This window comes from Duganella sp. AC237, from assembly GCF_979254035.1.
The window spans coordinates 6,580,267-6,605,000 of the sequence record NZ_CEEDEW010000003.1 but is presented as its reverse complement, the minus strand read 5'-3'; the positions used below and the strand labels follow the sequence as shown (position 1 = coordinate 6,605,000).

Annotated in this window: 17 protein-coding genes (1 of these 17 running past the window's edge); 7 read left to right on the top strand and 10 right to left on the bottom strand. The window is 65.6% G+C overall.

All coding sequences use genetic code 11. From position 1 onward, the window contains the following. The 4 genes in view from AC0IYS_RS29165 to AC0IYS_RS29150 are tightly spaced (at most 25 nt apart) and all read left to right on the top strand, a layout consistent with a single transcriptional unit that may run on beyond the window. A protein-coding gene (locus tag AC0IYS_RS29165) for a DUF58 domain-containing protein (protein ID WP_471708449.1) crosses the window boundary here: on the top strand, positions 1-154 show its 3' end. Its footprint begins 761 nt before the window's first position; 154 of the gene's 915 nt are visible here — the last part of the coding sequence; its start codon lies beyond the left edge, outside the window; its stop codon occupies positions 152-154. Between the two features lie 25 nt (positions 155-179). Beyond that, on the top strand, positions 180-1,241 hold the full coding sequence (locus tag AC0IYS_RS29160) for a hypothetical protein (RefSeq protein ID WP_471708448.1): 1,062 nt from the start codon (positions 180-182) through the stop codon (positions 1,239-1,241). Beyond that, complete coding sequence (locus AC0IYS_RS29155) at positions 1,225-3,321, top strand: hypothetical protein (RefSeq protein ID WP_471708447.1); 2,097 nt, start codon at positions 1,225-1,227, stop codon at positions 3,319-3,321. The genes AC0IYS_RS29160 and AC0IYS_RS29155 overlap by 17 nt, the downstream gene beginning before the upstream one ends. Further along, the gene (locus AC0IYS_RS29150; RefSeq protein ID WP_471708446.1) at positions 3,318-5,021 is read left to right on the top strand and encodes a hypothetical protein; all 1,704 of its coding nucleotides are present in this window, start codon (positions 3,318-3,320) and stop codon (positions 5,019-5,021) included. The genes AC0IYS_RS29155 and AC0IYS_RS29150 overlap by 4 nt, the downstream gene beginning before the upstream one ends. Before the next feature lie 25 nt (positions 5,022-5,046). On the opposite strand, the gene AC0IYS_RS29145 is transcribed toward AC0IYS_RS29150, so the two are convergent. Both AC0IYS_RS29145 and AC0IYS_RS29140 read right to left on the bottom strand, forming a co-directional pair. After that, positions 5,047-7,782: a TonB-dependent receptor gene (locus AC0IYS_RS29145; RefSeq protein WP_471708444.1), complete on the bottom strand. Its 2,736-nt coding sequence runs from the start codon at positions 7,780-7,782 to the stop codon at positions 5,047-5,049. A gap of 175 nt (positions 7,783-7,957) precedes the next feature. After that, positions 7,958-8,659 carry a pyridoxamine 5'-phosphate oxidase family protein gene (locus tag AC0IYS_RS29140; protein WP_471708443.1) on the bottom strand — a complete coding sequence of 234 codons (702 nt, stop codon included), beginning with the start codon at positions 8,657-8,659 and terminating at the stop codon, positions 7,958-7,960. A gap of 101 nt (positions 8,660-8,760) precedes the next feature. Here AC0IYS_RS29140 and pdxR point away from each other — a divergent pair, with 101 nt between their 5' ends. Continuing rightward, on the top strand, positions 8,761-10,248 hold the full coding sequence (gene pdxR / locus AC0IYS_RS29135; RefSeq protein ID WP_471708442.1) for a MocR-like pyridoxine biosynthesis transcription factor PdxR: 1,488 nt from the start codon (positions 8,761-8,763) through the stop codon (positions 10,246-10,248). Positions 10,249-10,252: 4 nt separating this feature from the next. Here the strand turns inward: pdxR and AC0IYS_RS29130 are convergent, their stop codons facing one another. From AC0IYS_RS29130 to AC0IYS_RS29095, 8 genes are all read right to left on the bottom strand, one after another. After that, positions 10,253-12,700 (bottom strand): TonB-dependent receptor plug domain-containing protein, encoded by a 2,448-nt coding sequence (locus AC0IYS_RS29130; protein WP_471708441.1) that lies wholly within the window; start codon positions 12,698-12,700, stop codon positions 10,253-10,255. 298 nt (positions 12,701-12,998) lie between these two features. Beyond that, positions 12,999-13,787 carry a spermine/spermidine synthase domain-containing protein gene (locus tag AC0IYS_RS29125; protein ID WP_471708440.1) on the bottom strand — a complete coding sequence of 263 codons (789 nt, stop codon included), beginning with the start codon at positions 13,785-13,787 and terminating at the stop codon, positions 12,999-13,001. A gap of 33 nt (positions 13,788-13,820) precedes the next feature. Continuing rightward, entirely contained in the window at positions 13,821-15,164 is a 1,344-nt protein-coding gene (locus tag AC0IYS_RS29120; protein ID WP_471708438.1) for a sensor histidine kinase, read from the bottom strand. A gap of 26 nt (positions 15,165-15,190) precedes the next feature. Next, complete coding sequence (locus AC0IYS_RS29115; protein WP_471708437.1) at positions 15,191-16,537, bottom strand: sigma-54-dependent transcriptional regulator; 1,347 nt, start codon at positions 16,535-16,537, stop codon at positions 15,191-15,193. A gap of 61 nt (positions 16,538-16,598) precedes the next feature. Continuing rightward, a complete protein-coding gene (locus tag AC0IYS_RS29110; protein ID WP_471708436.1) occupies positions 16,599-17,834 on the bottom strand; it encodes an ABC transporter permease in 1,236 nt (411 codons plus the stop codon). A 22-nt stretch (positions 17,835-17,856) separates the two neighbouring features. After that, on the bottom strand, positions 17,857-19,173 hold the full coding sequence (locus AC0IYS_RS29105; protein WP_471708435.1) for an ABC transporter permease: 1,317 nt from the start codon (positions 19,171-19,173) through the stop codon (positions 17,857-17,859). A 10-nt stretch (positions 19,174-19,183) separates the two neighbouring features. Further along, entirely contained in the window at positions 19,184-19,924 is a 741-nt protein-coding gene (locus AC0IYS_RS29100) for an ABC transporter ATP-binding protein (protein ID WP_471708434.1), read from the bottom strand. Positions 19,925-19,945: 21 nt separating this feature from the next. Further along, on the bottom strand, positions 19,946-21,214 hold the full coding sequence (locus AC0IYS_RS29095; RefSeq protein WP_471708432.1) for an efflux RND transporter periplasmic adaptor subunit: 1,269 nt from the start codon (positions 21,212-21,214) through the stop codon (positions 19,946-19,948). A 206-nt stretch (positions 21,215-21,420) separates the two neighbouring features. Here AC0IYS_RS29095 and AC0IYS_RS29090 point away from each other — a divergent pair, with 206 nt between their 5' ends. After that, positions 21,421-22,986 (top strand): MutS-related protein, encoded by a 1,566-nt coding sequence (locus AC0IYS_RS29090; protein ID WP_471708431.1) that lies wholly within the window; start codon positions 21,421-21,423, stop codon positions 22,984-22,986. 97 nt (positions 22,987-23,083) lie between these two features. Beyond that, a complete protein-coding gene (locus AC0IYS_RS29085) occupies positions 23,084-24,691 on the top strand; it encodes a methyl-accepting chemotaxis protein (RefSeq protein ID WP_471708430.1) in 1,608 nt (535 codons plus the stop codon). The last annotated feature ends 43 nt before the right edge of the window (positions 24,692-24,734 follow it).

Genomic DNA, 24,734 nt, shown 5'->3' with positions numbered 1-24,734 from the left:
CGATAGCTACAAGCGGCAAAGCCGCGCGCACTTCGACGGCGTGGCGGGCAGCTGCCGGCAAAACAATATCGTCCATTTCAAGGCGTGCATCGAGCAGGAATTGGTCGCGGTGTTGCGTAGCTGGCTGCGGCTGGCGGGAGCGCGCGCGAAATGAAGATTGGAACCTTGATGGATAGCCGATGCTGAGTTCTTATCCGTTCTGGTGGTTCGCGCTGCCGGTATTGCTGTTGCCGATATGGTGGCATCGCCAGAAGCGGCAGCGTTTAAAGGCCGAACCACTGGCGACCGCGCGCTTTCTGCCTGTCGCCGCGCCGGAGCAGCTACGGGTCTGGCAATGGCGCGACCGCATCCTGCTGCTGGTGCGTTGCCTGTTGTTGCTGGCGCTGATCGCCTGGCTGGCCGCCACCATCATTCCATGGCGTGGCAACACGGTGCTGCTCGACGCTGGCGCGGACAAGGCATGGGCGGAGCGCGAGATTGGCACTGCCGGCTTCTCGGATGCGCCGCGCATCGATCTGCCGCCGGATGCGTTGCAGTTGCTGCGCCAGCATGAACGCGACTGGCGTCCCGATGCCAGGCTGCTGATCGTCGCCCGCGCCGGACAAATCCCTATGCCGGCGCGCCTGCCCCGGTTTAACCATCAGGTGGAAGTGCGAACGATGCCGGTTACGGGCCAGGAGGCCACGCCGGCGGTTGTGCGTCATCCTGTGGTGCTGTCCACCACCTCCGTGAGCGATGCCGTCTGGCGTTCGCTGTTCGGCGCGTTCGATAAAGCTGGCAATGGAAGCAACCGTTACGTGATGGCCAACGCACCCGATGTGAACACCGGGCTTGTTGTGTGGGACGTGCCGGGCGAGGCGCCGCCCGGCAACTGGCGCGCGCCGCATTGGTGGATAGCCACCAATGCGGCTCAGGGGCGCGCTTTTCCCGAGTTGAAAAACGCCAGCGCGATCACCGTCAATGGCGTGACGTTGAAGTATGTGGACAGTCCACGCGGTCGGCTTTGGACCTCGAATGCCTTCCCACCGCGTGACGCCGACACCGCCCGCGCGCTCTACGAAGCATGGCAGTCCCTGCGCGCAGCGCCGGCGCCGGCATACCCAATGCCGTCGCAGGCCTTCACGAAGGGCCTCGCCCCAGCGCCACGCCGTATCGACGCCAAAGCTGCGGCATGGTTGGCCTACGTTTTGTTCGCATTGTTTATCTTGGAACGGATACTTGCCCATGCACGGCGAAACTGACATCCTGCGTCGCCGCTTGTGGGGCGCGGTCCTGCGTCGGAGACTGCCGTATTGGCTGGCCGCGCTGGTGCCTCTGGCGCTTGCCGCCACCCTGCTGCCCGCCGCCCGGGCGGTCGTATTGGCGGCCATCGCCATATGGGTGATCTGGCTCGCCGCGGACATCTACCGCTTGCGCCGGCGGATCGCCGATCAATGGCCGTCGTGGCTGGACGCCGCCATCCCGGCGCTGGAAGATAGCAGCACGTTGCTGTCCGCCGAAGCGAAGACCCCGATAGCGGGTTTGCAGCAGCAACGGCTGCAGTCCCGTCTCGCCCAGGTGCTGAAGGACGACGACTATCGCCGTATTGCGCGTAACCGCGTGCGATATAGCCTGGTACCGCTGGTGGCAAGCCTGATCGCCGCTGGTGCGGCCTGGGGCCTCCAGGCGAAGCCACCTGCGCCCATCGCAGCGCAGAAAGCCGCACCCGCCAGCAGGCCGATTATCGACGGCGAGGTATATTTGCGTGTCACGCCGCCGGCCTACACCGGCGTTGCCGGATTCGAGACCGCCGCGCGCGACATCCAGATTCCGCAATACTCGGAAGTGCGCTGGTGCGTGCGCAAGCCGGTTGGCGCGCAGCCGGTGGTTGAATTGGGCGACGGGCAGGCGCTGTCCATCGGCGCGGATTGCGCGTTCAAGCGCGTCGAGGACTCGCTGTTCTGGCGTACACGCGGTGCTGCCGGCACGCGTTACAACATCCGCGTCATCCCCGACCAGTCGCCGCAAGTGACCATCATCGAACCGACGGAGCTGATCCACCTGCTGGCCAAGGATGTGAAAGCCGTCCAGCTTTCCGTTCTGGCGAAGGACGACTACGCGATCTCGCGTGCCAGCCTGCATATGACGCTGGCGCGCGGCAGCGGTGAGAATGTCCGCTTCACCGATCGCGAAGTGCCGCTGCCGAAATCGGCCGATCCCAAGTCGCGCAGCTGGAAGAAGCAATGGACATTGGCGGAACTTGGCATGGAGCCGGGCGACGAGTTGTACTTCTTCGTACGCGCCACGGATAACGCGCCCGAGAATCCCCAAACCACGCAATCGCCGACCTACACGCTGCGCCTGCCCGGCCCCGATGCCGAAAGCCTGGATTCAACTTCGCTGCCGTCCCTGGCCAAGCCGGAGAACCTGCGCAGCCAGCGGCAGATCATCATCGATACCGAACAGTTGGTCGCCGATCTGCAAGCTAATGCGAAGCTGCCAGCAGCCACGCTGCGCTCGCGCAGCGAAGCGATCGCCGCCGACCAGGCCGCGCTGCGGCTGCGCTACGGTCAGTTCTTGGGCGAGGAGTCGAGTTTGTTCGGCGACGAGCATGGACATGGCGGCGCCGGCGGCAAGGAGGGTGAGCATGAAGAGGATGAACACAGGGCTGGCGGCCATGCCGACGAGGAGCATCACGGAGGCGCTGAAAAAATGGGCAGCGAGGTAGCGGCCATGCATCAATTCGGCCACGTCCATGATCAGGAGGACAACGCCACCATCTTCGACCCGCAGACCAAGGCGGTGTTGAAACGAGCGCTGTCGGCGATGTGGGATGCCGAAAAATCGCTGCGCGCGATCGCGCCCAAGCCGGCGCTTGCGCCCGAGTACAAGGCATTGGAGGCGATCAAGGAGTTGCAGGCGGCTGAGCGGGTCTATCTGCATCGCACGGCATTTGTTCCGCCAGCGTTGAAGGAAGAGAAGCGCATGAGCGGGGATATCGTCGGCGCGATGAGCTACAAGCGCGCGCAGGGCGCCGCCAGCGACAGCGTCCCGGCCGAGGTGCGGGAACTGGTGCAGTCGTTGGCGGCCGATGGCGCGTTGCCTGCACTGTGGAGCAAGTCCGCGCGCGACACCATTACCGCGCGCATTCCCGATCAAGAGCAAAAACTGAGTGCGCAGCGCGCGGTGCAGGACGTGATGGACGGCTGCGTGCCGTGCCGCGCCGAACTGCGCGCCTGGCTGCGTGGCACATTGACCGATGCTCCGGTGCTGTTGCAGGCCAGATCGTCGGTCGATAGCCCGTTCGCGCGGGCGTGGAATGGCAAGGAGGAGGCGCGATGAGCGGCACAGTGGTCTCCATCATGAATATCGCCACGGTCGATGCTGAGACGTTGGTTTTCCCGGCGCTGACCCTGGCCGCCGGTTTTGCAAGCGCCATCCTGTTCGGAGGCAAGCGGCAGTGGATCAACGCGTTGCTGGTCACGGTCGCCGCGGCGGCGTTGGCGATCTCGCTGGCCGACATCCGGCTGCCGTCCAAGGGTGGAGAGGCATTGGCCGTCGTCACCGACGCCAGCGGCCGAATCGACGAAGCCACATTGAGCGCGATGCCCGGCGCCACCGCCATCGCCCTGGTCGGGGATGGGCTGCGCCAGGCGCAATGGCAGGATCTGCCCGCGCGGCCGCTGCAATGGAAGCCGGCGCAGGCGGATCTGCTGTCGCTCGACTTCCCGCGCACGATGCCGCTCGGGCGCATTTTCACATTGACGGTGCGGCGCCCGCAGGCGCCGGCCGGCTGGCGCCTGCAGCTGCTGGCAGAGAACAAGCAGGTGCTGGCCGATTCCGGCGCCGTAGCGGCAAACAGTGCGCCGGCCGCGCAGCTGTCGGTTCAATGGTTGCCGCCGGTGGCCGAGGCGATGGTGCTGCGTGCGCGCCTGTTGGACGCCAAAAGTAAAACGATAGCGGAGGGGCCGGTGCCGCTGCAGGTGAGCGAAGCGCTGCCGTTGCAGGTACAGGGCCGGTTCGATGCCGCCTCGTTCGATGCGCGCGCATTGAACCGGCTGTTGTCCGACAGTGGTGCGATCGTCGATTGGAGCGTCACATTGGGCAAGGCCATTGCCCGCAGCGAGACGGCGCGTGAACCGATCACCGCGCCCAACGCGATGTTCGTCGATGCCGCCTATGTGGAGAAGCTGGCGCCATCCGCACGCGCGGCACTGCTGGCGGCGACGGGGCAGGGCGTGCCGCTGGTGGTACTGGGCGCAAATGCGTCCGACGCCGGATTCTGGCAGCGCGAGCTGGGTCTGCGCCTTCGGCCGCAATCGCCGACGACGGAGAAGGAGGACCAGCGTCAGTTTAGTGCAGGGGGTGTTTCCTTGGTCATGCCGCCGGCGACGCTGAATCCCGATGATCGCGGTGACGGGCCATGGTCGGTGCTGGCCAGGGACAGCCGCAAGCAGCCGTGGCTCTGGCAGCGCGATGTACGCCAGGGTCGGGTGATCTGGGTGGGCGTCTCGGAGTGGCACCGGTACGCGATCAGCGCGCCGCAAGCGTTGGCATTGTGGTGGCAGGACGCTATTGACCGGATGGTGTTGGCCGGTGTGCGCAAAACCGAATGGCGGTTGGCAGACCCGATGCCGGTCGCGGGTTTGCGCAGCGAGGTATGTGCGCAAGGCGCCGATGCCGGGGCGTTGCTGCGTGTCGAGGGTGGGCCAGCGTTGGCCTTGCGGGCGCGCGGCGACAAGGCGGACGGACGTTGTGCGGCCTGGTGGCCGCAACGCGCGGGTTGGGCACGCTTTAGCGCCGCCGGCATGCCGACGGCGGGGATGACTTATGTTTATGGCGATGGCGATTGGCCGCAGTGGCAGCGTTCCTTGCGGCGTGAGGCGACTGCGCAGTATGCGGCGAGGGCGCCGGCAGGCATCACGGCAACGACGGAACGACCGTTGTCGACGACACCGTTCGCGCTGCTGTTTGGCTTATGCATGTTGATGCTGTGGTTCCGTGACCCCAAGGCCGCCACGGAACCACATAGGGCGGATTAGCGCGAATCCGCCCCAAGTCTCGCCTTTAGAACTTGTAATTCACCCCGAACAAAACAGTGCGCCCGTACTTGGCATACTCCAGCTGACGGTCCTTGCTGTTGGCGTAGGTCTCATACGCTTCGTTGGTCAGGTTGTTGACCTGCAGGAGCACCCCCAGTCCCTTGTACGCGCCGTCGTTGAAGGTGTAGCCGATCTGGAAATCGACCGGGCTGTCGCCGACCACATAACGCAACTGGCGATCGCCCGCGAAGTTGCCGATCTCGCCCACATAGTCCGAACGCCGGCGCGTGCTCACACGCGTCGAGAACCCGGCCTTTTCGTAATACAGCGTGACGTTGGTGACGTGACGCGACATGCCGGGCAGTTCGATCTTGCCGATCGAGGCGTTGACTTCCTTGATGTCGATGCCGCTCTTGGTGTACGAGGTACTGGCCAATACACCGAAGCCGTCCAGCACCGGCGTGACCAACTCCAGCGGCACCGACACCGACAACTCCGCCCCCTTGAGCGTGCCGCCGCTGCCGTTGTACGAAGTGGTGAACTGACCGGAATTGGTGATGGCGATGGTGCCGGCCGTGTACTGCGAGAAGTCGCGCGTCTCCGAGAACTTGTAGATGTAGGTGTCGAGCTTTTTGTAGTATCCGGCCAGCGCGACGTAACCCTTCTTGGCGAAGTACTTTTCCCACGACAGGTCGAAAGCCTTGGCGCGCCACGGATCGAGCCTGGCGTTGCCGCCGCTGCCGCTCGGCAGGCGCGTGCCGGTATCGACGGTGAAGTTAAAGCCGGCGTTGAGTTCATCCACGCGCGGCCGGGCGATCTGCTTGGCCAGCGAGACGCGCACGGTTTGATCCGACGGCAGGCCGAAAGCGAGGTTCATGCTTGGCAGGACGTCGTTGTAGCTCTTGCCGTCGGTGTAGGGATGGGCCACGCCGGCGGCATCCGCGTACAGGGAGTCCGACGATTGATCGGTATGCAGCAGCTGCGCGCCGATGTTGCCGCGCACGGCGACGCCACCCCATTCGCTTTCGATGTTGGCGCGCGCATAGCCCGTGGTGATTTTCTCCTGGACGTCCCACGCGCGGCTGATGGTGCCGGCGTTGTTGGCCAGGCTGTAGTTGATCGGATTGAAGTACTTGGCGATCACCCCCGGCACATTCCACGAAGGGACCACGCCCGCGCCGGCAAAGCCCAAGTCCACCGGGGAGTAGAGCAAGTCGCTGGAGATGGTTGGGTTCCCGGTGGCGAACAAGTCACCCGATGGCTGGCGCTTGGTCTTGGTGCGGTCGCTGTAGTTGATGCCGACGTCGAAACCGCGCAGGTACGCATCCAGGCTATCCGGCGCCGGCAGCGTGGCCGCCAGCTTGAAGCTTTTCAGCGTGTCCTTCAAATGCGGCGAATAGGTGCTGCCGTAACCGTAGATCGAGTTACCGGTAAAAAGCTTGGTCGGATCGCTGTAATTGAGCGTGCCTGCGATGGTGGCAAAGCGGCCGGTGTTCCAGCCGACCGTCATCAAGGGATCGTTGAAAGCGCCCCCCGTCGCGCTTTGCAGCTGCAGATTGTTTTCGAGGTAGATCTCATCGCGCTTGGCTTGCGAGTAGTTGGCGTCCGCCAGCAGCGACCAGCTGCCGAAGTTGAATTTATTGGCCCAGCCGGCGGTGCGGATCTGGTCCTTGCGGTGGTTGTACTGGCCGCGCACCAGCGGGTAGGCGCCGGTGGCGGTGCCGCCCAGCAGCGTGCCGTTGACGATATTGGTGCTGGCGTAGTTGAAGCCGACCGGGTTGTTGCTGCCGTTGTAGCCGCCCAGATTGACTTCGAACTGGTTGTTGGTGTCCACCTGCTTGAATTCGGAGGCGAACAAGTCGATGGTGCTGGACCACTGCTTCGATGGCCGGTATTCCAGCACGCCGATCACACCTGTGCGTTTCAGGGTGCCGCTCTTGGCCAGCGCCTTGACGCCGGCAGTGACGAAAGTGCCGGCCGGGACGCCCGACACGGGCGCCTGTTCGAACGGCTCGTAAGTGCCGGTCTGGTTTTCCAGGATGGGCGTCTCCAGGCTGGCCACCCCGATCGCCACGCCGACGGTGCGGTTCGCAAACTGGTCGATGTAGCTGGCGCTGAGGCGATGGCCGGTGTCCTTGGTGTCGGCGATCTTGCCCATCGAGTTTTTCTCGCCGCGCACGTTGACCGAAAAGGTACGGCCCGGGAAGGCCAATGGGCGCACGGTCTGCATGTCGATGGTGCCCGACAGGCCCTGGCCGACCAGTCCAGCGTCCGGCGTTTTGTAGACGGTGACGCCACTCAGAAGCTCGGAAGGATATTGGTCGAATTCGACGCTGCGATTGTCGCCGGTGCTGACCTGCTCGCGGCCGTTGAGCAAGGTGGTGGCAAAGTCCGGCGACAGGCCGCGAATGCTGATCACTTGCGCGCGGCCGCCGACACGCTGCGCGGCCAGGCCCGGAAGGCGTGCGATCGATTCGGCGATGCTGACGTCGGGCAGCTTGCCGATATCCTCGGCGGAGATGGATTCGACGATCGAAGTCGACTCTTTTTTGACCGAGATGGCATCCTCGATGCCGCGCCGGATGCCCGATACGACGACTTTCGACATCGGCGCGTCGCCGCCTTGCGCGGAGGCCGCGCTGTCGGGCTGTGCGTGCAGCGGTGTGGAAAAGGCGGCGATCAGCAGCGCGCAGGCGGCGGCGACGGGCGTGAGGGGAAGCGCGGCGCTAACGCCGCGTGGGGTGCTTGGACTGGCTTGCATTGTCTTGTCTCCAGATGTTTTACATGGGGTCGGATGCTCGGCGTTCTCATGACGCCTGAGCCCGATCTTGTATTAAAACTAGAAACCAAGTCAAATTAAGTTTGATCTTGTGACATCAAATAGCTGAACCTAAGACAAGTCGCAGCCCTTGAAAACGCTTTCAGTTGCGTATTTGCTACAAATTGGTATTGCTTAGTGTAGTCGGACTACATTCCCATGCGCGGACGTAGCCTGGGGCCTCAATGGTGCAAGCCGTGTCCCGCTGCGGCGCCATCGGCGTCCGTTCCCACGGCAGCACGCCCGCCCAAACCGGCCATTGCATGTCCTCCTCATCGTCGTTCGGCCCGCCGCTGCGCACCTTACAGGCCGCCTCCTCCAGCGATATGCGCATGATCGTCGTGGCGGCGTACTCCTTGTCGTTGCCCGGCCGGACCTGTGCCTGACGTCCCGGCGCCAGCTTTTCCATGAAGGCTTCCAGCGAGCGATGGCGCTCGGCTTCGTCGGTGACCACCTCGAAGCGGCCGTAGATCATCGCCGAACGGTAGTTCATCGAATGGTTGAAGGCCGATCGCGCCAGCACCAGGCCGTCCAGATGCGTGATCGTCACGCAGGTCTCGCTTTCCACCAGGCGCTTGAGCATGCGGCTGCCATTGGAGCCGTGGATGTACAAATGCCCGTCCTCGCGCCAGCAGGCGGTGGGAATGCAGTGCGAGCCTTTGGCGTCGCTAAAGGCGATGTGGCACAGGTAGGCGTCGTCGACAATGGCGTGCAGGGTGGCTGCGTCGTACTGTGCCTTCTCGGCGCTACGGCGCACGCGGGTGCGGTCGCTCGGCGCGGTGGCGGCGGCTTGCTGCGCGGGGTTGGCTGCTGCGGTCATGATCTCCATCCAAAATGAGTGAAATATCAATATAATGGTTTGCTGGCCCTGAAAACAGGTCCAGAAATATTAGATTTGATGGAGCCACGAATGGATCAAAAATGGATATGTCCCTGCTGATCACCGGCTACGCGGCGCAGCACAGCCACCGGGGCTGGCCGCGCCAGCGCATGCTGCACGAGTGCCTGCGCGCGGCGATCCGCAACGGCACACTGGCCGCCGGCACGCGCCTTGCCGCGTCACGCGCGCTGGCCGAGGAACTCGGACTGGCACGCAACACGGTGCTGTACGCGTACGAGCAATTGGCCAGTGAAGGCTTCGTCACCACCGACCGGCGCGGCACCGTGGTGGCGGCGATCGCGGCGGACCGCAAGCCGTCGCCGTCGCCGCAAGCGTTGGCGCAAGCGGGGTTGTCGCAACGCGCGCGCGGACTGCGGCATTTGCCTGGACCGCCCGAGAGGATGGGCGCCTTCGTTCCCGGCGTGCCGGCGCTCGACCATTTTCCGTTGACCTTGTGGCGCCGCATGCTGGAACGCGCATGGCGCTCGCTGACGGTGCCGCAGCTGAACTACGGCGACCCGGCCGGCGAACCGCTGCTGCGCGAGGCCATCGCCGACCATCTGCGCGCGTCGCGCGGGGTGGTCTGCGATGCCGGCCAGGTGTTCATTACCGATGGCACGCAGAGTAGCCTGGAGCTGTGCATGCGCGCGCTGGCCGACGCGGGCGACACGATCTGGATCGAGAGCCCGGGCTATGGCGGCGCGCTGGCGGCGTCGCGCGGTGCCGGCTTGAATGTGGCGGGGATCGAGGTGGACGACGACGGCATCGCGCCGACGCCGGAGGACTGGTTGCTGCGGCCTCCGCGCCTGATCTATACGACGCCGTCGCACCAGTACCCGGTGGGCAGCGTTCTCAGTTTGCGCCGCCGTCTGGCGCTGATCGAGGCGGCGCGCGGCGCCGGTGCGCTGATCATCGAGGACGACTACGATAGCGAGTTCCGGCACGACGGCGCGCCGCTGTCGGCCATGCAGGGCCTGGCGCCGGATGCGCCGGTGGTGTATCTGGGGACGTTCAGCAAGACCATGTTCCCGTCGCTGAGGATCGCCTTTGTGGTGGTGCCGCCGGCGCTGGAGGCGGCGTTCGCGCTGATGCGGGCGCAGTCGCATGCGAGTGGACGGGTGGCGGAGCAGTTGGCGTTGGCGGAGTTTCTACGCAGCGGGCAGTTCGCGTTGCATGTGCGGCGCATGCGCAGGCTGTATCGTCAGCGGCGCGACGCGCTGGTGGCGTCGCTGGAGCGGCATATGGGGGCCGTGGCGACGGTGCACGGCGGATCGGCAGGCATGCATCTGGCGCTGCGTTTCAGGGACGAATCGATGGACGATGTGGCGGTCGTCGCGCAGGCGCTGGAGCACGGGATCGTGGTCAACGCGCTAGGCAGGCACGATATGTCCGATGTGCCGGGGGCTTCGGGATGGCGGGGTTTGATGCTCGGCTACGCGCAGGTGCCGGCCGAGCAGATGGATGATTTGGTGAAGCGGTTGGCGGCGATCGTGCACCTTGCGGCGTTTGCCGCCAACCGTTCACGCTAACAGATTAAAACGCGGTATCCATGCGGATGTACATCGAGCGGCCGTTCACGCCGATCGGGCAGGTTTCCCAGCAGCGGGTGAAGCCCAGTTTCGGGAAGTCGCCGCCGTTGGTCCATTCCGACGGCAGTTCGTTGAACATGTTGTTCACGCCGACGCTGAGGAAGGTGCGCTTGGTGAAGCCATAGCGCACCGATGCGTCGACCAGCCATTTCGCGTCCCACGTGTGCAGGGGGCTGAAGCTTTGCGCCTGCACTTCGCCATAGTAGTTGGCGCGGGTGTTGACGTTCCACGCGCCGGCCGTGTAGTCGGCCGCCACCACGTGGTGCTTGCGCGGCTGGCCGCGTTCGATCAGGGTCACCTGCGCCTGGTCGAACAGCTGTTCGCCGGTCAGCACCGTCGATGTCGAATGGCGCTTGCTCACCTCCGTCTTGTTGAACCCCAGTTGGCCCGACAGCACCAGCGACGACGCCGCGAAGCGGGTGGTGTGCTCGGCGACGATGTCCAGGCCACGGGTGCGGGTGTCGACCGCGTTGGTGAAGAACTGCGCCTGGCCCACGCCCAGCGGACGCAGGATGTTGGTGATCGGGCCGCCGCCGGCCTCCGGCGCGATTTCGCTGGAGAAGACGATGCGGTCCTTGATCTTGATCTGGTACGCGTCGACCGTCAGCGACATGTTCTTGGCCGGGCGCAGCACCATGCCGACGCTGCCGCTGGTCGAGGTTTCCTCTTTCAGCGGGGCGATGCCGAAGGCCTGCGTGACCGAGCTGCCTTCGCGCGCGGTCAGCGTTTCGGTCAGCACGCCGTTATTCAGGTTGGTCGACACGGAGCTGTAGAAGCGCTGCTGCACGCTGGGCGCGCGGAAGCCGCTCGAAACGCTGCCGCGGAAGCCGACCGTCTTGGACGGGTCGTAGCGGGCGCTGAGCTTACCGGTGGTGGTGTTGCCGAAGTCCGAGTACTTTTCAAAGCGCACGGCGCCGGCCAGGGTCAGGTTTTCCAGCGGCTTGTGCTCGGCGTCGAGGAACAGCGCGATGTTGTGGCGGCCCGAATCGACGGCGGTGGCCGGCGTGTAGCCGGGGAAGCCCTGGATGCCCGCCGCCGCCGTCGCGCCGCTCGGCGTGGTGATGCCGATGGCCGGATTGTTGGTGCGGCCGTACTGGTAGGAGACCGGATCGCCGGCGACGATCTGGTAGTTGTCGCGGCGGTATTCGAAGCCGGTGGCGAGGAACACGCTGGCGCCGCCGATTGTGACCGGGCCCTTGATGTCGGCGTTGATCGTGGTCTGGTCGAATTTCAAGGTGCCGGTGTCGGCCTCGCGCGGCGATTCGGCGTAGATGCCGCCGCCCGGTTTCGGCTCGTACCAGTAGCTGGTGTTCAGGCTGTCGGATTCGTGGAACGCCAGTTCGCTGGCGCCGTGGTTGATGCTGATGTCGGCCTTCCAGTCGTTGGGCAGGTCGCGGCGATAACCGAAGGCGAACGAGGCGTCCTTGATGTCGGTGTGAATCGCCGGCAGGAAGCCGTTCGGATAGACAGCTTGCACGGTGCGGTCGTCGCCGGCCGAGCGGAAGAAGCCGAACGAGTCGCTCTTGCGCTTGGACAGGCCGCCGAAGGCATAGAACTCGCTGCCCTTGTCGATCGGGATGGCGCCGTTCCACCAGAAGTAGGTGTCGCGGGTGTTACTGTCGCCCAGGTGCTGGGTCACGCGCGGCGGGTTCGCGCGCAGCGAGTCGGGGCCGGCGCGGTTGGTTTCGCCGCGCTTGCGCGCCTCGACGGTCAGGTTCAGGAAGCCGCCGTCCTGGCCCAGCGCGAAGCCGGTGTTTGCGCTGCCGGAGTACAGGTCGCCGTCGCCTTCGGAGGTGGTGCCGACGGTGCCGCTCAGCGAGGTCTCGTTGGTCTGCGTCTTGAGCACGATGTTGATCACGCCGGCAATGGCGTCCGAGCCGTATTGGGCGGCGGCGCCGTCGCGCAGCACCTCGATGCGCTGGATCGCCGCCAGCGGAATGGCGTTGATGTCGGTGCCGGCCGAGCCGCGTCCGACGGTTTGCTGGACGTTGACCAGCGCCTGCTGGTGGCGCCGCTTGCCGTTAATGAGCACCAGCACCTGGTCGGGGCCGAGCGAGCGCAGGGTGGCCGGACGGATGCTGTCGGTGCCGTCGCTCACAAAAGTGCTCGAGAAGTTGAACGACGGGTCCAGCGTTTGCAGCAGTTTGCCCAGTTCCAGCGGACCGGCCGTCTGGATGTCCTTCAGGCCGATCAGCCCGACCGGCGACGAGGTGTCGAGCGCCGTCTTGGCGACCGTGCGCGAACCGAGGACGACGACTTGCTGCTCCTTGGCCAGCTGCTCGTCGGCGGCGGCCTGGGTTTGCGCCAGGCCCGGACCGGCCACCAGCAGCAGGATGGCGCTGGCGAGCAGCGTGCGCTTGAACCGGGGTGCTACTGTCAGTGCTCTTGTCATGTATTTCTCTCTTTTTTTTGTGGGGACGCCGCTGGTAGCGGTCGTTGAGAAAATACTATCTTGAGCTGTCGCAGAGCCGCAACGCGGCATGCACCAACTTGTTGCAGAATGTGTACGATTGCTAATATTGCTCGCGTTGTCAAGGGATGTGGCGTAATCTGGCCGACGGCCCGTAACTTACGTGCCGCAAAACGGTGCGAAACTGTGGCGCGCCTGCATCGGTATAAGGCGCTTGCATATCGATAGGCGAAAAATGCGCTAAGCCGGTGCGTCGTTCAACACCGCTTTTATCGGCCCGTTATTGCTGGTCCAGCATCCATCCTTTGAGACCGTTGACCCACGATTTAGCCGGCAGGTTCAGCGTTTTTTTGATGGCGCCGGCGCGCTCGTACAGCACCGCGAAATCGATCACCGGCGACTCCTTGAACGCTATCACCACGATGTTGGCGTCATGGACCTCTGGCAGCCAGACCACGGCGTCGAACACCTGCTCCATCGTCTGCAAATTCTTGTCGTAGTTGGAAAAGTCGCCGAAGACGTTGGTGGTCATGATGCCGCCGTCGCGCAGGCAGTCATGGCAGGCCTGGTAGAACTCGGGCGAGTCGAGCACCGGGCCGCGCGCCTCCTCGTCGTACAGGTCCACCTGCAGCATGTCGACCGTGCCATGGTTGGCCGGGTCGAGCACGAAATCCATCGCGTTCATTTCGATCACGTTCAGGCGCTCGTCGTTCGACGGCAGGCCGAATTGCGCGTTGCAGATGGCGATGACGTTGGGATTGAGTTCGACGGCCGTCACGCGCGCCTGCGGCAGGCGGCGGTGGCAGAATTTCGTCAGCGCCGCGCTGCCCAGTCCCAGTTGGACGATGTGGCGCGGGTTGTCGTTGAACAGTAGCCACATCATCATCATTTGTACGTATTCGAGCTCGATGTTGTCCGGCTTGGACAGGCGCATCGCGCCCTGCACCCACGAAGTGCCCAGGTGCAGGCTGCGCACGCCTTCGAATTCGGTGATGGTGGCCGGCGGATGGCCGGGCTGGTCGAAGCGGATCGCGCCGGGGGCGGATTTTGGGGCGGACTTGGAAGACATCCCGCCAGTTTAACAGCTCGACCTGCCGAGAGGCTAACAGGCCAGCGGCAGGATGATGGTCACCGCCAGCCCGCCGCCGTCGCGGTTGGCCAGCGTGATGCGCCCGCCGTGGGCTTCGGCGATCTCGCGCGCCAGCGCCAGGCCAAGGCCGGTGCCGCTACGCTTGGTGGAGTAGAACGGCACCAGCGCGTTGGTTAACACGGTGTCGCTCATGCCGGGCCCCCGGTCTAGCACATCGATGCGCACCGCCTCGTGCAGGCGCCGCACCTCCAGGCTGACCTGGCCGGAAGGCGAGCCCGATTCGTGGGCGTTCTTCAAAAGATTGAGCAGCGCCTGCTCCAGTTGCGCCGCGTCGAAGGCGCAGGCTTCGGCCAGCGGCTCGCCGGCCAGCGTGAACTCCATCTGCTGCGACAGCCGCGCCAGGAAGTCCGGCCAATGCTGCGGCTCGAGCCGGGGCGCCGGCAGTTTGGCGAAGCGCGCGTAGCCGAGGATGAAGCTCTCCAGGTGGCGGGTGCGCTCCTCGATGGTTTCCAGGATTTGCGGCAGGCGCTCGGTCTGGCCGCGCCGCACCAGCTCCGCGCCCGAATGGGCCAGCGAGGTCAAAGGCGCAAGCGAATTGTTTAATTCGTGGCTGATCACGCGGATGACCTTTTTCCATGTCTGCACTTCCTGCCGGCGCAGCTCCATCGTCAGTTGGCGCAGCAGCAGCAGTTCGTGGCGCCGTCCATTCAGGTTGAAGCTGCGGCGCGCCAGGTGATACACCTCTTCGCCGTCGATATCGTCCACCTTGCCGCCGTCCTTGGTGGTGAACAGGCCGTCGCCGCCGCGCGCCATAGCCTCCACCAGCGCCGGCGAGGCCTTCGCCAGCACGTCGCCGAGGCGGTGGCCTTCGAGCTTGCGGCCTTCGTTGAGCAGCTGGCGCGCGGCGATGTTGGCATACACCACCGGGCCGGATTCGCTCACCAACAGCATCGCCACCGGCGTGTTCTGCACCATGGTGTCGAGCAGCAGTTCGCGCTGGACCAGGTCGAGCCGCTGTTGGCGCAGCACGTCGCCAAGCGCGTTGTGGGCGGCCACCAGGTCGCTCAGTTCATCGTTCTGTGGCCAGTGCAGGCTGAAGGAAAAGTCGCCGTCGCGGTAGCTTGCGACGGTGCCGGTCAGCGCGCGGAACAGCGAGAGCATGGATTCGAGCTGCGAGCGGATGGTGATGATGGAGATCGGCAGCACGCATAGCAGGCACACCGCCAGCACCACGCCTGGATTGTCGGGGAAGAAGCGGGTCAGGGCCAGCGCGATCAGGATGCCGACGGTGAGCAGGGTGCCGATCAGCGCCGTCCAGCGCGTGAGCAAAGAAAGGCGCAGGCCTTTGTGGGGCATGTCCTTCGAAGGGGGCGTGGGCGCCATCAGGAGCGGGCGATGCCCAGCCGTTCCATGCGGCGGTACAGCGCCTGGCGCGACAGGCCCAGTTCCGCCGCGGCCTGCGCCACCACGCCGCCGGCGCGGCTCAGGGCCAGGCCGATGGCGTCGCGGTCCGGCTCGCGCACGCCTTCCTCCATCGCCGTCGCGGCGGCCGCCGGCAGACCGAGGTCGCCGACCTTGATGGTCTCGCCCTGGGCCAGCAGGCCGGCGCGCGCCATGACGTTTTTCAGTTCGCGCACATTGCCCGGCCATGGGTGGGCCAGCAGCGCCGCCTGCGCGGAGGGATGCAATTGCAGGTTCTGGTGCGCGCCGAGGAAATGGCGCGCCAGCGGCAGGATGTCGGCCGGACGTCCGGACAGCGGCGGCAGGCGTAGCTCGATCACGTTGAGGCGGTAGAACAGGTCCTCGCGGAAGCTGCCGGCCTTGATCATCGCCTGCAGGTCGGCGTTGGTGGCGCTGACCACGCGCACCTTGACCTGTCGTTCGCGGTTGGAGCCGAGGCGCTCGAAGCGGCCCGTCTCCAGCACCCGCAGCAGCTTCATTTGGCCGGCCAGCGGCAGGTTGCCGATTTCGTCGAGGAACAGGGTGCCGCCGTCGGCCGCCTCGAACTTGCCCTCGCGCGCCTTGGAGGCGCCTGTATAGGCGCCCGCCTCGGCGCCGAACAACTCGGCCTCGATCAATTCGGCCGGCAGCGCGCCGCAATTAAGCACCACGAACGGGCCGTCGCGTACCGAGGAATTGGCCTGGATGATGTTGGCGATGCATTCCTTGCCGGTGCCGTTCGGGCCGGAGATCAGCACCGGCACGTCGGCGCGCGCGACCTGGCAGGCCAGGTGCACCACGCGCTCGGTGGCCGGGTCCTGCCACACCATGCCGCACAAGTCGTAGCCGCGTTCGAGCTCGCGCCGCTGGCGCAGCTCCGTTTGCAGCCGCTGGTGCAGCGCGCGCTTGGTCACACCGAGTTCGATCAGGTTGTTGACGGTGGCGATCAGGCGGTTGTCGTCCCACGGCTTGGCCAGGTAGTCGGCGGCGCCGGCCTTGACCAGGTCGACCGCCGCGTCCAGGTGGGTCCAGGCGGTCAGCAGGATCACCGGCAGGTCGGGGTGGCGCTCGCGGATGGCGCGGAACAGCGCCGTGCCCTCCTCGCCGGAGGTGGTGTCGGCGCTGAAGTTCATGTCCTGGATCACCAGGTCGACCGGCTGGCGCGCCAGCAGCGCCAGGCCGGCTTCGGGCGAGGCGGCGCGCACCGCGTCGATGTCGTGCAGCGAGAACAGCACTTCGAGGGCGATGGCGACGGCGGCGTTGTCGTCAATGATTAGTACGGTAGGCATGGCGTTAGCATAACATTGTCGCGCCGTGCCGGGTGCCGCGATCTCCATCTTCCGGCCGCCGTCACGCGCTGCGGGTCGCCGTCGCCGGCGAGATGGTGGCGGCGCGCCATGCCGGCCCGTACACCGCCGCCACCCCCAGCGCCAGGAACACGCCGGCGCCGGCCAGCAGGTAGCCGGCCGGCAGGCGCGCCATTTCCAGTTTGCTGACCAATAGCTGGTTCAGGCCCAGGGCCAGCAGCACGCCGGCGGCCACGCCGGCGCTGGTGATCATGACGTTCTCCGTGACGAAGTAGCGCAGGATGTCGATCCGGCGGGCGCCGAGCGCGCGGCGCACGCCGATCTGCTTGCGCCGTTGCGTCACCCACAGGCTGGCCATGCCGACGATGCCGCTGGCGGTGATCAACAGCAGCAGCACGCTGACCGTCACGAGCATCCACGCCATGGCCTGATCGGCGCGGTAGCGCGCAGTGCGGATTTCGTTCATGCTGCGGGTCTTGATGATTACCGGCGTCGGCGAGGCCGCCGTCAGCGCCGCCGAGGTCTCTTTGATGACGCGATCCAGTTGGCCCGGCTCGGCGCGCACGGTGTAGCCGTTGACGTCGTCACCGGTCAGGCGTACCGGCACCAGCGTCGAGAACTCGCCTTCCTCCTTGAGCTCCGCGCCCGGGGTTTGCAGTTTCTCGACCACGCCGATCACGCGCACTTCTTTGGCGTCGTTGCCTGTGCCGAAGAAGAAGGGCTTGCCGACGAAGCTGCTCTGGCCGGGCCACAGCTTCTCGCCCAGCGCCCGCGTGATGATGGCGAGCTTGGAGAAATCACTGCTGGTGTTCTGGTCGATTTCCGGCACCTCGCTGGGGACGAAATCGCGGCCTTCGACCAACTGCAGGCCCCACGTCTTGATCAGCGAATCGGCGCCGAAATAGGTGGTCGTGGTAGCGGTGCTCTTGAGCTGCTTGCGGTCGGTCGCCAGGCCGCTATAGTTGCCGGAGCGCGACAGTGGGATCTGGCTGGTCGAGGCCACCGACATCACGCCCGGCACCGCGCGCATGGTGGCCGTTTCGGCGCGTTGCACCGCCAGCTGGTCCTCGTGGCCGCCGTATTTGAGGTGGCGGATCTGCAGGGTGATGACGTCCTGTTCGTTGGCGATGCCGCTGGCGCGCGCGGACACGGCCTGGCGCACCTGCACGATGTGCAGCGCGTTGGCCAGGATCGCAAGGCTCAGGGCGACCTGCACGGCCACCAGTATCGGGCCGGTCTTGTTGCGCAACAGCGCGGAGAGGATGGGGCGGATTTCCATGGCGTGTCTCTTCTTGGTTCGCTTATTGGGATTTGAGTTGCAGCGCCGGCGTGACCTGGCAGGCGCGCCAGGTCGGCAGCAGCCCGGCCAGCACCGCCGACAGCACGGCCAGCGCGAAGGTGGTCAGCAGCATGACCCAGTCCATGTGCGCCACCACCGTCAACGCCTTCGACTGCATGGCGATCAGCGCCAGCGCACCGAAGGCCAGCAGCAGTCCGAGGGCGCCGCCGGCCAGGCCGACCACCGTGGTCTCGATCAGGAACTGGTGAAAGATCTCGCGGCGCGAGGCGCCCAGCGCGCGGCGGATGCCCACTTCGGCGGCGCGCACCGAGAACTTCGCCAGCAGCAGGCCGATGGTATTGACCAGGCACAGGACCAGGAAGCCGAACGCCAGCCACGCCGACAGCTTGCTATCGTTGGCCACCACTTTCAGGTAGTCGAGCCATTCGCGCACGTCATAGAGCTTGTTGGGGGCGTTGCGCTTCAGGCGTCCCAGCTTACGCTGCTCGATGGCGTAGCTGTCGAGGAAGCTTTGCAGCTCGGCGCGATCGGCGCCACTGCGCGTCTCGAACCAGAACTGGATCCAGGTGCATTCGGAGTCCAGGAAGGCTTGGAAGCCGGGGCCGTAGTCCCCGCTGCAACTGGTGCTGCCGTTGCGCTGCATCTCGTGGCGGACCGCGCTGCTGAAGGGGATGTACAGCTCGTCCTCCTCGCTGAAGGCGCCGTCCCTGCTGCCGATCACGCGGTGGAAGCGCGGCACCACGTTCCAGGTATCGAGCACGCCGACGATCTGGTACTGGAAGCCGTTCAGGGTCATGCGCTGGCCGACCGGGTCGGTGTCGCCATACAGTTTTTCGGACAGCTTGCGGCTCAACACCACCACATCGGCGCCGGCCTTGTCGTCGGCCGGGCTCCAACCCTGGCCGTGCAGGAATGGCGCCTCGAACATGTTGAAGAAATCGCCGCTGGGGGCGATGCCGCTGGCGTTGAACACGCCGATGTCCTTGCGCGCCGGCTCGATGGCGGCGGCGATGCCGTAGATCGCCGTGCGGCGCTCGCCGGCCTTGCTGTTGAGCAGGTTGAGCGCGTCGCGGTAGCTCATTTGCTTGTCGTTGGGGCCGTCGGCGGGCGACCAGCCTTCCAGCTGGCCGTTGTCGATCAGCGGCACGAACAGGCGGTCGCTCTTGCTGGGGATAGGATCGCCCGACATCACGTGCAGGATGGTCAGGGTGGCGATGCTGGCGGCCACGCCGATGGCCAGCGTCAGCACCATCAGCGCGGTCAGCGCCGGATTGCGGCGCAGGCTGCGCAGGCCGAGCATGAAGTAGTATTGGAACATGCTGGTCCCCTTAGGCGACATGCGATTTGCCGTCGGCGCTGGCCTTGGCATTGGAGTTGGCATCAAACAAAGACGGCGCCTTGCGCACCAGGTCCGACACCTGGCCGTCGATGATGTGGACATTGCGCTGCGAGCGCACCGCCAGCTCCGGATCGTGGGTCACCATCAGGATGGTGGTCCCTTGCGCGTTGATCTCCTCGAGCAGTTCCATCACGCCGCGCGCCATCTGCGTATCGAGGTTGCCGGTCGGTTCATCGGCCAGCAGCAGCTTGGGCGAGCCGGCCAGCGCGCGCGCGATCGCCACGCGCTGTTGCTGGCCGCCGGACAGTTCGGCCGGATAGTGCTTCATGCGCGAGGCCAGGCCGACCTTGGCCAGCGCGTCCTCGATGCGTTCCTTGCGCTCGGCGGCGTTGAAGCCCCGATAGCGCAGCGGCACGTCGACGTTGTCGAACAACGACAGGTCCGGTATCAGGTTGAAGCCCTGGAAGATGAAGCCCAGTTTCTCGTTGCGCAGGCGCGAGCGGGCGTTGTCGTCCATGCCCTTGACGTTGATGCCGTCGAGGATGTACTCGCCGTCGGTGAATTCCTCCAGCAGGCCGGCGATGTTGAGGAAGCTGGTTTTGCCGGAACCGGACGGACCGGTGACGGTGACGAATTCACCCTGCTTGACGTTGATCTCGAAGCCGCGCAGCGCGTGGGTTTCGATCATGTGGGTGCGATAGACTTTGCTCAGGTTTTGCATGCGCAGCATGGGATGATCCTTCGAGTGGGGTTAGTTGTTGATCGAGACGCGCGCGGCGTTCTCGAACGTTTCGCTGCCGGCGATGACTATCTTGTCGCCTTGTTTCAGGCCATCGAGGATCTCCACTGCGGAGACGCTGGTGGCGCCCATCTTGATCGGGGTGCGGATGGCGATGCCGTCGCGGACCACATAGGCGAAGCGGCCGCCCTCGGATTCGACGAAGGGTCCGCGCTGCACCATCAGCGTGTTGGGTTTTTCGTCGATCAGCAGGCGCGCGGTGATGCGCTGGTTCTGGCGCAGGCCGGCCGGCTGGGCGCCGTTGAAGCGCACCCGCGCCAGCACCTGGTTCTTGACCACCTCCGGCGACAGCGCCGACAGCTTGCCGCTGGCCGTGCCGGTGCCGACGTTGATCTCCGCGCTCATGCCCAGGCCGATGTCGGCGACGTAGGTCTCGGGCACCTCCAGCTCGACCTCCAGCTTGGACAAATCGACCAGGGTCATGAGGGGGGTGTTGAGCGGCACCACGCTGCGGTTGGCCACCGACAGCGTGCCGATGAAACCGTCGACCGGCGCGCGCACCGTCAATTCGTCGACGCGGCGCTGCGCGTTCGACAGCACCATGCGCTGCTGCTCGAGCTGTTTGACTTTCGACGTCAATTCCAGCGCTACGTTGTCGCTTTCCAGTTCGGCCGCCTGGCCGGCGTGGCGGGCGCGGATCTGGGCCGAGTTCAACGCGTCCTTGGCCTTCTGGTAGTCGATCTTGGCGACGATGCCGTCGTTGGCCACCGCGTCGTAGCGCTCCAGCGTGCGCTGGGCGGACAAGCGGTCGATTTCGGCGGTGTCGGCGTCGCGCCGGGCCAGCAGCTTTTGTTTGCGGGCCAGGATTTTCTGGCGCTCGACGTCGGCCTCGATCTGCGCGTAGGCCGATTGTTCGCGTTTGAGCGCGTCCGACAGGTCGGGCGATTCGAGCACCGCCAGCACGTCGCCTTTTTTGACGGTGTCGCCGGCGGCCGCTTTCAAGGTGACGGTGGCGGCGGACGTCGAGTACAAGGTGGGGCTGATGGCGGCGACGATGCGGCCGTTGACGGCGGCGTCGCGGATCAGGGTGCCGCGCGTGACTTCGGCGATGCGCAGGCGAGAGATGTTGACCGAGTGGTCGCTGCCGCCCCAGGTGTGGAACAGGTAGTAGCCCGCCGCCAGCACGGCGAGCGAGGCGGCGGCGATGACGAGGCGGCGCTTGGCCGTTTGGCCCTTGGGGGCGGCGATGACGGCGTCTTGGCTGGAGGTGTCGCGGATCATGGTGGTCGTCGAGAAAAAGATATGGAGCTCTTTGCAGGATTCGTGCCACTTCGTAAGTGCTTGAATTTGCTGGGGAATGGCTGGCCTGTCCGCTGTCCGGGTGTCCGGTTTTTGTCCGCGCGGTTGTCCATTGCCGCGTCCGCGTCACTTGATAACTTGCTAATTGGCACGATATGTGCCGCTGTCACCACTTGAATTCTTTTCCCATGACGTTGATCGACAGGCTTACCCGGTTTCTACTTCCTGCCATGCCGGCGGACGATATCGCCGACTTTCCCTATGTCGCCAGCGATGTGGCGCTTTACCAGCGCGCGCTGGACGGAGACGGCGGCGCGATCGACGCGCAGACCTGGGACGATATGCTGCTGCCCCAATACAGCGCGCAACTGGCGCGCGGCACCAGCATCCTCGGCCAGCAGGAGCTGCACCGCCGTCTGCACGCGCCGGACGATGGCGGCGCGCAGGTCGCGGCGTCCGCCGACCGGGTGCGGACGCTGGCGGCGGACGGCGCACAGCGGGCGTGCCTGCTGACGGCTTGCGAGGGCCTGCGCCGCGCCGACCGTGAAGTCAGCGAGACCTTGTTCGGCGCGGCGCCGGCGCCAACGCCGCGCTGGGCGCCGTATCTGCCATGGCTGCGGGTGGCGTTTCTGCTGTCGGCGGTGTTGGCGCTGGCCAGCGGCTTTCTGCCGTTGTGGGGCGTGAGCCTGGGACTGTGGTTGTCGCTGTCGCTGGTGCAGATACGTTTCAGCGAGGCGGCGTCGGAATGGGGACGCATCCTCAAGACGCTGCAGCAGATGCTGCGCGCGCACACACTGCTGTCCAAAGTCGATGGCGAGTTGACGGCGGACCTGCGCGACGACGCCGCCCGCGCCGGCAAGGTCAATCGCGGTATCGGCCGTTCGCCGATGGCCCACATCCCCGGCGTGAGCGATTACGCCGACTGGCTCTGGCTGATGAACATCCGCCACTACTTCAAGAGCCGCGACGTGGTGCGCGCCAACCTCGATTTGCTGCGCGCGAGCTTCCAGCGGGTCGCGGCGCTGGAGGCCGACCTGGCGCTGGCGCGGCATTTGGCGCAGACGCCACGCTATTGCTGGGCCGAGCGCGGGGCCGGCGTGGCGCTGGAGCACGCCGTGCATCCACTGCTGCCCGAGCCGGCGCCGCTGTCGTTTGCGCTGGAACGGCAGGGCGCCTTCATCTCCGGCCAAAACGGCATCGGCAAGAGCACCTTGCTGCGCACCGTCGGCTTGAATCTGATCGTGGCCCGCGCCTTCGGCTTCGCCTACGCCGACGCCGCCGTCACACCGTCGCTGCCGGTCTACTCCAGCATGCAGAACGAGGACGCCCTCGACGGCGGCGAGAGCCTGTACATCGCCGAGTTGCGCCGCGCGCGAGAGCTGCTGGCGCTGGCCGATCGGGCGCCGGCGATCTTCATCATCGACGAGATTTTCAGGGGCACGAACCATCTGGAATCGATATCGGCCGCCGCCGCCGTGCTGCATACCTTGTCGGCGTCGGGCCGGGTGATCGTCTCGTCGCACAACCTGGTGCTGGCGCCGTTGCTGGGCGAGGCGTTGGCGCCGTGGTGTGTCGGCCGCCTGGACGGGCAACTGCGGCTAACGCCGGGAGTGTTGAAAGAAACCAACGGTATTGCCCTGCTGGCCGCGCGCGGCTTTGACGCGGCGATCTCGGCCAAGGCCAACCGGGTCCACGATTGGCTCAGCGATTACATGTCGCATCCGGCCGACTGCGAGGCGGTGCTGGGCGGGTAAAACGCTTTTTTCATCGCTTGAATGTCAATTTCTTGGTATATTCGGGATTCACACTATTGCCAATAGGCAATGGTAATTCGTTGAATGCGGGGAAATGATGAACAATGTGACTGTGCGGGCGAGTTTGATGGGTGTGCTGCTGCTGTTTGCGGGCATGCTGGTGGTCGGAGCCGGACTGGGGATTTACGCGTTGCGGCAGTCGAATCAATCGATCGCGACCGTACATGAGATCGCCGCGCAGGTCATCGTCATCAACGACGCCTACAAGGACACTACCCGCACCCGCTCGGCGCTGACGCGCGGCTACACCACCGTCAAGGACGGCGGCAGCAAGGAAGACCGCGACTCGGCGCTGGCCAGCGCCAAGAAATCCTACCAGCGCACGCTGGACTTCATCGACAAGTATGAAAAGGCGCCCGCCTATCCGGGCCAGGACGGGCAATTGAAGGCCGGCCTGATCGAGGCCGGCCGCGCCCAGTCGCGCGTGCTCGAGCGCGCCGCCGCCGCGCTGGCGCAGGATGACACCGGCGCCTACACCACCATCAACACCAAGGAATTGACGCCGACCGGCGCCGCCTTCTCGGCCCAGCTGGAAAAGTACCAGAAGCTCAGCGACGAGCAAATCAACGAGCTGATGGACGCCGGCGCGCACGAATATAAACTGGTCATGTGGCTGGTCGCGCTCGGCCTGGCTGCCGCGCTGGCGCTGGTGGTCGGCGTGCACCTGTTGCTCAAGTCCATCGTGCTGCGGCCGCTCGAGCGCGCCGTGGCGCTGCTCGACCAGGTCGCGCACGGCGATCTGACCGCCCACATCAACGAATCCGGCGACAACGAGATCCAGCGCCTGCTGGCGGCGATCCGCCGCATGCAGCAGGATCTGCTGTCGACCGTGTCGCGGGTGCGGCGCGGCGCCGAGCTGATCGACACCGGCTCGCAGGAGCTGGCCGCCGGCAATATGGAATTGTCGTCGCGCACCGAGACCCAGGCCAGCTCGCTGGAGGAGACCGCCGCGTCGATCGAGGAACTGACCAGCACCGTCAAGCAGAACTCGGAAAACGCCCAGCACGCGCGCGCCCTGGTGGAGGACGCCTCCAGCACGGCCGCGCAGGGCGGCGAGGTGATGCACCAGGTGGTGACGACCATGAACGACATCAACGAATCGTCGCGCAAGATCGTCGATATCACCGGCGTGATCGACGGCATCGCCTTCCAGACCAACATCCTGGCGCTGAACGCGGCCGTCGAGGCGGCCCGCGCAGGCGAACAGGGACGCGGCTTCGCCGTGGTGGCCAGCGAGGTGCGCAACCTGGCGCAGCGTTCGGCCGCCGCCGCCAAGGAAATCAAGCTGCTGATCGACAAGTCGGTGTCGAACATCGAGCTGGGCACCGAGCTGGTCGAGCGCGCCGGCACGACGATGAACACCTTGGTCGGCAACGTCCACCAGGTGACGCAGATCGTCGGCGAAATCGCCATCGCCAGCCGCGAGCAGAGCGAAGGCATCGACCAGGTCAACCAGGCGATCGCGCAGATGGACCAGGTCACGCAGCAAAACGCCGCGCTGGTGGAGGAGGCGGCGGCGGCCACGCAGTCGCTGCAGGACCAGGCCGGCGAGCTGGCGCGGACGGTCAGCATCTTCAAGATCGACGCCGGTGGCGCATCGCATGGCGCCGTGGGCGCGGCCGGGCGGCGGCTGGCGCTGGCCTGACCCGGGTTTGTCGCGGCGCCTGACGATGTTAACTTGACATCGG